This is a genomic window from Pseudomonas sp. AN-1 (assembly GCF_034057115.1).
In the GTDB taxonomy this organism is placed as follows: domain Bacteria; phylum Pseudomonadota; class Gammaproteobacteria; order Pseudomonadales; family Pseudomonadaceae; genus Geopseudomonas.
This window is the reverse complement of the sequence record NZ_CP139195.1, coordinates 1,286,911-1,297,228: the sequence shown is the minus strand read 5'-3', so window position 1 is coordinate 1,297,228 and position 10,318 is coordinate 1,286,911. Positions and strand designations below refer to the sequence as shown.

The 10,318-nt window shown below is 67.3% G+C and carries 9 protein-coding genes; 2 read left to right on the top strand and 7 right to left on the bottom strand.

Annotated elements, in window-relative coordinates; translation table 11 throughout:
* Positions 1 to 6: 6 nt before the first annotated feature.
* Positions 7 to 492 (top strand): radical SAM protein, encoded by a 486-nt coding sequence (locus tag SK095_RS05810; protein ID WP_320548202.1) that lies wholly within the window; start codon positions 7 to 9, stop codon positions 490 to 492.
* 168 nt (positions 493 to 660) lie between these two features.
* Here SK095_RS05810 and SK095_RS05805 read toward each other — a convergent pair whose 3' ends face one another.
* Positions 661 to 1,719, bottom strand: a complete 1,059-nt coding sequence (locus SK095_RS05805) for a helix-turn-helix transcriptional regulator (RefSeq protein WP_320548201.1) — start codon at positions 1,717 to 1,719, stop codon at positions 661 to 663.
* A gap of 22 nt (positions 1,720 to 1,741) precedes the next feature.
* Positions 1,742 to 3,967 carry a hypothetical protein gene (locus tag SK095_RS05800; protein WP_320548200.1) on the bottom strand — a complete coding sequence of 742 codons (2,226 nt, stop codon included), beginning with the start codon at positions 3,965 to 3,967 and terminating at the stop codon, positions 1,742 to 1,744.
* A 194-nt stretch (positions 3,968 to 4,161) separates the two neighbouring features.
* Between SK095_RS05800 and SK095_RS05795 the strand changes: the two genes are divergently transcribed.
* Positions 4,162 to 5,220: an ADP-ribosylglycohydrolase family protein gene (locus tag SK095_RS05795; protein ID WP_320548199.1), complete on the top strand. Its 1,059-nt coding sequence runs from the start codon at positions 4,162 to 4,164 to the stop codon at positions 5,218 to 5,220.
* A 228-nt stretch (positions 5,221 to 5,448) separates the two neighbouring features.
* Here the strand turns inward: SK095_RS05795 and SK095_RS05790 are convergent, their stop codons facing one another.
* The 5 genes from SK095_RS05790 to SK095_RS05770 all read right to left on the bottom strand — a co-directional run bounded on the left by SK095_RS05790 (position 5,449) and on the right by SK095_RS05770 (position 10,172).
* A complete protein-coding gene (locus tag SK095_RS05790; protein WP_136491512.1) occupies positions 5,449 to 6,177 on the bottom strand; it encodes a TorF family putative porin in 729 nt (242 codons plus the stop codon).
* A 73-nt stretch (positions 6,178 to 6,250) separates the two neighbouring features.
* A complete protein-coding gene (locus SK095_RS05785; RefSeq protein ID WP_320548198.1) occupies positions 6,251 to 7,453 on the bottom strand; it encodes an MFS transporter in 1,203 nt (400 codons plus the stop codon).
* A 76-nt stretch (positions 7,454 to 7,529) separates the two neighbouring features.
* Positions 7,530 to 8,588: a heme-dependent oxidative N-demethylase family protein gene (locus SK095_RS05780; RefSeq protein WP_136491514.1), complete on the bottom strand. Its 1,059-nt coding sequence runs from the start codon at positions 8,586 to 8,588 to the stop codon at positions 7,530 to 7,532.
* A 13-nt stretch (positions 8,589 to 8,601) separates the two neighbouring features.
* The gene (locus SK095_RS05775; RefSeq protein ID WP_136491515.1) at positions 8,602 to 9,570 is read right to left on the bottom strand and encodes a PDR/VanB family oxidoreductase; all 969 of its coding nucleotides are present in this window, start codon (positions 9,568 to 9,570) and stop codon (positions 8,602 to 8,604) included.
* The gene (locus tag SK095_RS05770) at positions 9,567 to 10,172 is read right to left on the bottom strand and encodes a dimethylamine monooxygenase subunit DmmA family protein (RefSeq protein ID WP_320548197.1); all 606 of its coding nucleotides are present in this window, start codon (positions 10,170 to 10,172) and stop codon (positions 9,567 to 9,569) included. Before SK095_RS05770 ends, SK095_RS05775 begins: the two co-directional genes overlap by 4 nt.
* Positions 10,173 to 10,318 lie beyond the last annotated feature (146 nt).

The window sequence follows — 10,318 nt, the reverse complement described above, 5'->3', positions numbered from 1 at the left end:
GCCGCGATGGCGTTCCGGCCGGCCAACCGCACCAACCCGCTGGCCAGGCGGATGAACTGGAGCACCGTCCGCCTCAACCTGGCCGGTGGCGAGCCGCTGCTGCACGCCGACAAGCTGCCCGCCATCGTCAGCCAGGCCCGTGCCCTTGGCTTCGAGGTTTCGCTGATCAGCAATGGCAGTCACCTCGATCATGGGCTGCTGGACCGACTGGCTCCGCAGCTGAGCTGGCTGGGCATCAGCATCGACTCGGCCTGTCCGGCGACCAATCGCGCCATCGGCCGTGTCGACCGCCGCGACCGGCTGCTCGACTTGGCGACCGGCCTGGCCAATGCTCGCCAGACCAACCCCGGCCTGCGCCTCAAGCTCAACACCGTGGTCAACCGGCTCAACCATGGCGAGAACCTCGGTCCTCTGATCCGCCGCTTCGCACCAGACAAGTGGAAGGTCCTGCGCATGCTGCCGGTGGTGAGCCATGCAGAACTTCCGCCATGACCTGAACGGCGCTGCAAGGATGGCATCGCTGCTATGCGGCACCGATCAGGTCTATCAGGAAGCCAGACCTCCGATTGCCAGCAGGCCGCTCAGGCCTGGCTCAAGCGACGGGAGCCCGAACTGGCTCAGCCCAGGACCGGCCTGCCAGCGGAGGCCGGTCCGGTCAGTTCAGCTCATTTCTGTCTGAGCCTTCTCCACGGCAGGCGACGAAACGTCATCCCCATACATCTGCAGGCCAGCCACCAGTTGCTTCTGCAGCTCCTGGCGCAACCCCTGTGGTTCCTGTACGACGATCTTTCCGGTATGCGACAGCAGCCACCAGCGCAGTTGCCAGCTGTCCTGCAGGGTGGCGCTGAGCCGGTAGCCGTCGCCATCGGCTTCCAGATGCATGTCGTCGGTCAGCGGGGTTTCGCGCAGCTGGCGGGCGAGTTCCTCGCTGATCCAGGCGCGCAGCGCGATCATCCCCGCGCCCGGGCTGGTGAACTGCAGGGCGCCACCGGCGATGTACTCGTCCAGGTTGAAGCCGTCCGGTCGGCGGCAGGGGGCATCGAGCAGCTCGACCTGCTGGAAGCGATGCGCGGCGAACAGGCGCACGTCCTCGTAGGGGTCGACGATGGCGGCGAGGTAGGTGATGTTGCCGCGCTGGATCAGTGCCAGCGGGTTGAGCTGCAGTTCGCGGGTCTTGTTGCTGTGCGCGGCAAAGTAGCTGCAGCCCAGCCGGCGATCCTCGAGCAATCCTTGCTGGATGCGTTCGAGCAGTTCGCCGTTCATCTCGGGTGCCTGCAGCGCCAGCTCCGGCGGGACGCTGGCGATCTTGTCGATCCAGCGCGCAGCCGGCACCTGGTCGCCGAGCGCCTGCAGCTTGTGGTGGGCCTGGGCGAAGCGCGGTTCCAGGCTCTTCAGCAGGTAGGCGGGCAGCAGCGGGCGCAGGCTGTCCTCGACCAGGCGCAGGGTCAGCGCCTCGCTGAGGGTCAGGCCGGGCAGCTCGGCGGTGGCGCCCGGTGTCCAGTACCAGCCATAGGGCGTGCTCTTGTCGCTGCATTGCAGCGGGAACAGGCTGGACAGCTCGATCAGGTCGCGCTCGACGGTGCGCTTGCTGACCGTGAAACCGGCATCGTCGAGCAGGTCGACCAGTTCCTGCGCGGTGATGCCCGGCGGACGGGCCGGCAGGCTGCGCAGCAGCTCCCACTGGCGGCTGATGGTGTTGCGGGTGGCGGTGGCGGACATGGTTCTTCCTTGAGCTGAGGGTTCAGTTGCTGGTGCTGACCGGCAGATGCGGGCCGACGTAGGCGATCACCACCTGGCTGTCGATGATATCGAAATACACGCGCATGCCTTCAAGCCCGGTCTGGTTGCTGACCCGCAGATGGCGCACGAACAGCCGCTTCTCGCCCTGCCAGTTGAACTCGCGCAGGGCGCGCAGACGGGCGTCGCTGAGGGTGGTCTCCGACTCCTTGGCGCAGTAGGCCTTGCTGCCGAAGATGCCGCGCGCCTGGGTATCCGGGGTGCCGGCGTTGATCGCTTCCAGGTAGGGGAACAGCAGCTTGTCGAGCAGATCGAACAGCCGCTCGCTGGCCACGAACTGGCCCGGATACTCGGCTGCCGAGTCCCAGGCGCTGTCCAGCACCATCAGGCGCGAACCGGCGAGCTGGCTGAAATAGGCCAGTACCTCGCTGGGGCTGAGGCTGTCGCGGGCGCTGGCGACCCGGCGCAGCAGGGTGGTATCGACCGCAGGAGCCGCGACACGTGGGGGCAGGGCGCCGACCGCCTCGGCCATGCGCTGCAGACGGTGCTGTTCGCCGCGGGCATCCTTCAGTTCCACGCGCAGTTGTGCAGCCGCGTGGAGGGCGTCGTGCAGTTGCTGGCGCAGTTGCAGGATGACCGCGCTTTCGCTGCTGGCTGTCGGGGCCGGGAGGCTGGCCTGCGGCCCGGCACTCGGGCGCTCGCGCCGATCGCTGTTCCGCGCCCGCTGCAGCTTGTCGATGCCCTCGTAGAAGCCTTCCCAGAGCGCCACATAGGGGCGTGTCTCGGCCAGCGAGCGGGTGAACCAGTCGCGGTTGGCGAGGATTTCCTGGCGGGCGGCCTCGGCCAGCTCGGCGATCTTCAGCAGGCCGGAGACCGAGGGCGTCTGCCCCAGCGCCACGATCTGCGCGTGCATGGCCTGCAGACGGTCGAGACGCTGCTGGCTGGCGGCGAGCAGTCCGGGGATGTCGATGCACTCGGCTTCCTGCACGATCAGCGCACGCAGGCGCTGTTGCAGGGCCGCGTGGTCGGCGATGCGCTCGAACGGCAGTGGCCGGCCGATCAGCTGCGCCGGCAGCGCGCCGGCCTCCAGCTTGATCTCCAGGGCGGCGCTGTAGCGTACGAAGGCCTCGCGCAGCTGCGCGTAGCGCGGCCCGGCGTCCTCGTTGCAGAAGCGCTGGTAGAGGTTGGCGAAGGTGCGCGGCAGGCTGCCGTGCTGGACCAGACGGGCCTCCAGCTGGCGCACCTGATCCAGCGCCGTGCCCGGGTCCTCGCTCCGGTTGCTGGCGTCGGCGCACAGCAGGTAGGCCAGGGTGTCGCGGGCCACCTGCGCGTCCATCTGCTCCCAGGCCGGGCGTGCCGGGTCGAACGTCTCGCCGTTGAGGCCGAAGAAGTGGAAAGGCTGCGCACCGCACTCCCTGAACGGCGGGGCATGGATGGCCAGCAGGGCGGCCAGGCGCGGCGGCAGAGCATGCAGCAGCAAGCTGGCAGCGAGGAGGGCGCGCCCACGCTCGGCTCCCGACCAGGCGCCGGCCTGCAGACGCTCGCGCAGCAGCCCCAGCTGCAGCAGCGGCTCGACCAGATGGGGCAGATAGGCACCCTGCTCATGCAGCCAGGCCATGCACGGCCAGTGTGTCTCGATGCGCCCGGCCAGCCCGACAGCGGTGCCGTCGCGGCATTGGCGTGCCAGTTCCCCATGCGCCTCGCCGAGCAGGCTGCGCAACTGGCCGGCCAGACGGCGCGCCGGATCGGCCTGCTCCCGATCAGCGGGTGACAGCTGTCGCAGCAGACGCTCCCCCAGGCGGGGATTGCCGAGCAGCATCGACAGCACCACCGCCGGGCTGGAACGTTGGGCATTGCGGGCAAAGGCGGCGGTTTCCGGGGTGCGCACCTTGAGCAGCAGGTCCATCACCCGGGTGACCTGGCGCTGGCTGCCGTACCAGTGATTCCAGACGAGAGCCGCGCTGCCGGGATTGCGCAGGCACAGCGGCAGCTCCAGCAGGTCGCCGAAGCCGCAGCCGATGTTGCCGCTGGCGAGGTCGCTGGCGATCCACTGCGGCAGGGGCTTCCGGTTGGAGCCGGACATCGGTGGCGGACTGGTGCCATCCGGCAGCGCGGCGCTGTCCTGCAATGCCCCGGCAGGGGCGAGGTCGCTCAGGAACCTGTGCCAGCCGTGCGACTGCAGATCATCGTCCAGGGTGCTCGGGGGGAGTGCGGTCACTGCGTTGTTCATGGGGGACTCCTGTCTCAGGCCGTGGCAAAGGTGAGGACGCTGGCAGGGTATCGGGTGGCAGCGACAGCTTGTGTCGCGAGGCGTCGGGATGGGGCGGGCGCGACGCAGGCTGTCGCGTAGGGCGAGCATACTGATCATCCCCATCCTTCATGGAGAGATCAGTCATGCCCGGATCCGAAAGGACGCGCGCCTGCATGTCACCCCGCTCACCCGACGCCATCCTCGGCTGCCTGCTCGGCGGCGCAGTGGGCGATGCCCTCGGCGCCCCAGTCGAGTTCCTCGCCTGGGCGCAGATCCGCCAGCAGTTCGGCGAGTGCGGCATCGTCGATTTCGTGCCGGCCTACGGCCAGCTTGGCGCCATCACCGACGATACCCAGATGATGCTGTTCACCGCCGAGGGCCTGCTGCGTGCCCAAGTGCGTGGTGTGGCGCGAGGGATCTGCCATCCGCCGGGCGTGATCCACCACGCGCTGCTGCGCTGGCTGCTGACTCAGGGCGAGCGCGCCGCCACCGAGGTGGGACAGGATGGCTGGCTGTTTGCCGAGCGGCGCCTGTGGTCGCGTCGCGCGCCCGGCAATACCTGCCTGTCCGCTCTGCGCGCCAGCCGCCACTTCGGCGAACTGGCCGACAACGACAGCAAGGGCTGCGGCGGCGTGATGCGCGTGGCGCCCTGCGCCTTCTTCCCCGATGCCTTCGCCAATGCCGCCGAATCCGCGCACCTGACCCACGGCAACCCCACCGGCTACCAGGCCGCCGGTCTGTTCGCCGACATCCTGGCGCGGATCTGGGAGGAAGGCCTGCCCCTGACCGAAGCCACCCGCGCCAGCCTGACTGCCCACGGCGACCAGCCCGGTATGGAGGAAACCCGCCAGATCGTCGAGCAGGTGCTCAGGCTGCACGAAGAAGGCCTGCAGCCAACACCGCGGCGCATCGAACAGCTCGGTGGCGGTTGGGTGGCCGAGGAGGCCTTGGCCATCGGCCTGTGGTGCGCGCTGGCGGCGGGCAGTCTGGAGCAGGGCGTGGTCTGGGCGGTCAACCACAGCGGCGACAGCGACAGCACCGGTCTGATCGCCGGGCACTTCCTGGGACTGATTCATGGCCCCGACGCCGTACCCGTCCGCTGGCTGGACAAGCTGGAATTACGCGAGGTGATCGAGCAGGTGGCGCGGGATATCGGCGCGGTGCCCGAGCAGTATCAGGGCGGTGGGAGTGACCTGGAGCGGGCGATCTGGGGGCGTTATCCGGGATGGTAAGTCGCGCAGGTGGATAATAGGAGTCGGCTGGGGCTGTAGTGGTGCTGCTTATGAGCAAGTCTGAGATGTTCTGCAGTCAAGAGTCAGAAGCAGCATTCAGCACAGAAAGGCGTTCATTTTACAGGAGTCGGCGCTTTCACATGCATTCACCATTCTGATGTGGATTGTCAGTCTGGCGGCGGATGAGGATGGCTGGCTACTGACGCCAGTAGCCAGCCGGATAGGGCATCAGAAGCTCTTGCTGACGCTGGCCACGGCGGTGGCCTCGCAGAGGTCGTCGTAACCCAGGAAGTTGTCGCATTCGGCCTTGCTCATGTCCGTGTCGACATAGGCGATTCCCCAGGTCGCGCCGAGCAGGTCCTTGGTCAGTTTCACCTCCCATTCGTTGTAGGTCGAACGGGTATTGCCGGAGCTGGAAACCAGTACCTCATCCTTGTAGTCGACCAGGCCATAGCGCAGTGCCAGGCCGATGTCAGCCGGCAGGCTGGTTTCGTAGCCGAGGTATGACCAGCTGTAGGCCTGGTCGCCGGCATAGTCGCTGGCGTACTGGTGGCCGAGTTGCACGCCGTAGGCGCTGAGGATGGCGTAGCTCTCCGCGTAGTTGAGCTGTCCTTCCTTGGAGTAGGCGTACTTGACGTAGCCGAGATCGAGGCTGACCTCGTCGTGGATCTGCCAGAAGTAGCCGGCGTAGTAGTCGACTTCCAGGCGGGTCTTCAGGTCGTTGCCGAAGTCGACGTTGGAGGCCCAGGCGCCCAGGTAGAGGCCACTGTCGTGGGTGAGCGTGGCGGAGGCCTGCAGGGCTGGATCGCCGAGGGTCTGCGACTGGCCGCGCGAGCGGTAGTCGCTGACCGCTTCGGCGGTCAGGGTCAGCTCCAGGCTGTCGCTGAGCGGAATGGCCTGAGCGGGAATGCTGGTGGCGAGCAGGCTGGCCAGACCGGCCAATGCGAGTCTTTTCATCGATGCGATGCCTCGGGATGTCGAAGAAGGAGAGTCCGCGGCGCCGGCGAGGGCGCGCCGCAGGCGTGCGGGATCAGGCCGCGGAGGGTGCCGGGGAGGCGATGCTGGCCTGCTGGCGCACGGCAGCCAGCGGCACCAGCACGGTCAGCGCGGTCAGCAGCACCACGGCGGTGATGCCCCAACCGACCAGGGTGAAGCCGCCGCTCTCGGCGAGCAGGCCGGTGAAGGCCGGACCGACGGCGATGCCGAGGGTCAGGAAGGCGCCGGAGGCGGCGGCGATGCGACCCTCCTGATCCAGCGAGGCAGCCAGGGCGGTCAGGTAGGCCAGCGCATAGAAGTAGGTGGTGGAGATCATCATCACCGCGATGGTGTACATCTCCTTCGAGCTTTCGCCGAGCACGTAGCCGAGGCTGACTGCGCCGGTGCTGAATATGCCGAACAGTACCGGGGTGCTCATGCCGAAGCGCTTGCCGATCATCGCCGCGGCCAGCGGACCGAGCAAACCGATCACCGACTGCAGGGAGAACAGATTGCCGAGCTCCTCGCCGTTGTAGCCGACGCTGATGCCCACCTGTTCGACGAACGCCCAGCCCATGGTGTCGCGCATCGAGAAGAAGAACATCGCCGCCATCATGCACACCGCGGTCACCGAGAACAGGTTGCGGTGCTCGCGTCCGTGCTGGAAGCCGGGGGCATTGGCGTGGAGGATGGCGCGCTGCGGCATGAAGGCGATCAGCACCAGCATCAGTGCGTTGGTCCCGGCGATGGCGTAGTAGAGGCCGGCTAGACCGTGCTTAGCCATGGCGTCGGCGAACACGATCATCACGATGGCCATCAGCGCCACGAACAGGATGTTCATGTGCCCGGCAGCCTGGTCGGGGTCCTTGGCGCTCGCCACCGAGGCGTTGCCGCAGGCCAGGCACAGGCCGGCGCCGATGCCGGCCAGGCAGCGTACCGCGGCCAGCCAGTAGACGTCCTGGATCGAGGCCGAGACGATGTTGGCGCCGATCACCAGCACGGCGCCGCCCAGCGCCAAGGTGCGTCGCGGCGCACGGCCCATGGCCGGCGCGACCACCAGCGAGGCGAGCATGGTGAACACGAACTCGGCGGACATCAGGAAGCCGGACTGGGCGGCATCCAGCTTGAGGTCGTTCATGATCGCGCTGATCAGGAAGGGCAACGCCAGCAATGGCAGCAGACCGACACCATATGCCGCAGCAAAGGCCGAGAACACCAGCCCCCAGTTATCCGGAAGGAATTGACGCAGGTTCTTCATGTTGAGTGCTCCAGTTCTTGTCGGCAGTTTTCAAGCACAGTGAATGCCTGCGCGGTGGCCGCGCAGGTGGTCCGTCTCAGCGGCTCAGCGGTTTTTCCGGATGTGCGGCGTCGACCGGCAGGCCGTCGTCGTACTGCGCCAGCCAGGCCACGGCGGCATCGCGATAGCGGGTGAAGCCCTTGTAGTCGACCAGCTCCTGGTCGAGGGTCTTCAGCACGCGGTGCATGCGCTTGGCCCACTGCGGGGCGAAGGTGCCCAGCTCCTGCAGGCTGACCAGGTAGGTGCGCACCGGGAACAGCACGGCGTTGCTGCGCGGCAGGCGGTGCAGCGGCTGCAGCTCGATGCGCAGGTTGACCAGTTCGCCGGCGTTCTCGGCGGTGACTATGGTGCGGTCCGGCGCCCAGTCCGGCAGGGTCTCGGCCGAGGTTTCCATGCGCGGGTGCACGGTCAGCGACCAGTTGGTGCGGCGCACCGGATGGCCGGGGCGCAGGCGCAGGAGGAACTTCAGCGCGCGCTCGAGGATGCCCATCTCGTGCAGCTTGGGGACCGGGCCGTGGAACTCCATGAAGCTCATGCCGAGGTTGAAACGCAGCGAGTAGTCGGCCCGCTGGGTGGCCATGCCGGCGCCGATCACCAGGGTGTTGTCGCGCTCCTCCAGCAGGATGAACTCGCCCTGGGCCTGGCGGGTGATGTACTCCATCGGCTCCATCGGCAGGGTCGAGGTGTCGCCGAAGGTGAAGGTCTGGTCGATGCCCAGCGGGCGGTTGATCCAGTGCCACTGGCTGCCGTTCTTCGCGAGGCTGAAGTGCTCGGGGAAGTCGCGGGAGTACGACTCCATGATCAGCTCCAGCAAGTCCCACTGCGCCTCGAGCATGTGCGGCAGGCTGACGTAGTGCGCGCCCGGCTGGGCTTCCAGCGCCAGGGCCCGTTCCCGGCACTCGGTGACGTAGTGCTCGTCGATGTCCAGCGCCGCCTTGAGCGCGCCCTCGCCGAAGGGCACGTGCGGCTCCACGTTCATGGAGTACATGTACTGGTCTTCCGGGTAGGGGAAGGGCAGGCGCAGTACGCAGTCGCGGCTGTTGGCGTAGCTGTAGTCGTCGCGGTAGGTTTCGTGTTGCTTGAAGATGGCGTTCATTGACTTTCCCCGTTCAGAGGTCGATGACCAGGCGCTTGCCGCAGGCACGGGACACGCAGGGCATGATCTTGGTGTTGCTGCGCTTGTCGTCGTCGGACAGCCAGTCGTCCTTGTGCTGGATCTCGCCGTCGAGTTCGAGCACGGCGGTCTCGCAGTAGCCGCAGGCGCCGCCACGGCACAGGTAGGGCGGCGTGTAGCCGGCTTCCTCCATGGCTTCGAGCATCGACTGCTCGGCGGCGACCTCGATGGTCGCGCCCTGGCGGGCCAGGGTGACGCTGAACGGCTGGCCGCTGGAGCCCTGCTCGACGAAGCGTTCGTAGTGGATGTGGCTGTCGGTCCAGCCCAGGCGGCGGGCGCTGTCGATGGTGTCGTCGATCATGCTGCCGGGGCCGCAGACATAGACGTGGCTGCCCAGCGGCCGCTCGGCCAGCACCGCGGCGATGTTCAGCTGCGGGCCTGCGCCGTCGACGTACAGGTGGATGGCATCGCCGTAGCGGACCTGCAGCTCGCGGCCGAGTCCGGCATGTTCCGGGCCGCGCACGGCGTAGTGCACCTCGAAGGGCAGGTTCTTCAGGCGCAGCTCTTCCAGTTGCGAGAACACCGGGGTGATGCCCACGCCGCCGGCGATGAACAGCTGCAGGCGGGCATGCTTGGCGAGCGGGAAGAGATTGACCGGGGCGACGATCTGCAGCTTGTCACCTTCCTTGAGCTGCTCGTGGATCAGCTTCGAGCCGCCGCGACCGTTGTCGACCTTGCGCACGGCGATCTGGTAGGAGCTGGAGTCGTAGGGCGAGCCCATCAGCGAATAGGCGTTGCGGATGGTCTGCTCGCCATTGGGCAGCACGACGACGATGTTGCTGCCGCCGGAGAAGGGCGGCAGGTGTTGCCCGTCCGGGGAGACCAGGGTCAGGCGGCGGATGTCCGGGGTGACATCCTCGGTGCGCGCTATGCGTACGCGCAGGGTTCCGTGGTTGGACATCATGTGTCGAGTTCCTCTGCAGGGGGCAGTTCGCCGGGGACTTCGCCGTCGGCCTTGACGCCCTGGAAGGCGGCCAGGCGCCGCGAATAGTGGTCGCGCACGATCAGGTCCAGGCCGCAGCCGGGGCAGCGGAAGACGCGCTGGGTGACGTTCTCGGTGTAGGTGTCGCAGTGCACGCACCAGACGCGGCGCACCAGGGTGCCGCTGTGCTCGCGCAGCACCTCGTCGCGATTCATGTCGTAGGCGCCGGCGACCTGCATGGCCGTGCCGATGAAGCTTTCCGAGCCGGCCAGGTACAGGCGGGTGCCCATGTGGGCCTGGCCCAGCAGCTCGCGCAGGGCGTCGAGCAGGGCCTGGTTGCTGGAGAACTCGCGCAGATCGGCGAGGGCGCAGTCGCGCAGGGCGGCCAGGTGGTTGTGGCCGGAGAAGGTTTCGGTGGAGTAGAGCAGTGTGGTGGCCTGGCGCTGGGCCTCGCTCATTTCGCCGAGCAGGCGCAGCAGCGCGGCGCCTCCGCTGCCCTGTGCGGCCAATACGTGCCGCAGGCCACCGCTCATGGGTTTGAGCTGGTCGTAGACCGGCCGGCTCTTGATTCCTGTGATCAGCATTGCGCGAACCTCCGGTGTGTTCTGCTCGGCAGCAGGCTGGGGGTGACCGTCTGTGGTGCCGCGTTTCGTTCGGTTTTTGTCTTTTGATTTGTCATATGTTTTTAAATGTATTTAGACGGAAAGTCTACTCCCTTGATATGACCCGG

Excerpts from the sequence above, each read along its gene's own strand:
- SK095_RS05805 (WP_320548201.1), bottom strand. The coding sequence starts at position 1,719 with ATGTCCGCCACCGCCACCCGCAACACCATCAGCCGCCAGTGGGAGCTG.
- SK095_RS05770 (WP_320548197.1), bottom strand. The coding sequence starts at position 10,172 with ATGCTGATCACAGGAATCAAGAGCCGGCCGGTCTACGACCAGCTCAAA.
- SK095_RS05790 (WP_136491512.1), bottom strand. The coding sequence starts at position 6,177 with ATGAAAAGACTCGCATTGGCCGGTCTGGCCAGCCTGCTCGCCACCAGC.
- SK095_RS05795 (WP_320548199.1), top strand. The coding sequence starts at position 4,162 with ATGTCACCCCGCTCACCCGACGCCATCCTCGGCTGCCTGCTCGGCGGC.
- SK095_RS05775 (WP_136491515.1), bottom strand. The coding sequence starts at position 9,570 with ATGATGTCCAACCACGGAACCCTGCGCGTACGCATAGCGCGCACCGAG.
- SK095_RS05810 (WP_320548202.1), top strand. The coding sequence starts at position 7 with ATGGCGTTCCGGCCGGCCAACCGCACCAACCCGCTGGCCAGGCGGATG.
- SK095_RS05800 (WP_320548200.1), bottom strand. The coding sequence starts at position 3,967 with ATGAACAACGCAGTGACCGCACTCCCCCCGAGCACCCTGGACGATGAT.
- SK095_RS05785 (WP_320548198.1), bottom strand. The coding sequence starts at position 7,453 with ATGAAGAACCTGCGTCAATTCCTTCCGGATAACTGGGGGCTGGTGTTC.
- SK095_RS05780 (WP_136491514.1), bottom strand. The coding sequence starts at position 8,588 with ATGAACGCCATCTTCAAGCAACACGAAACCTACCGCGACGACTACAGC.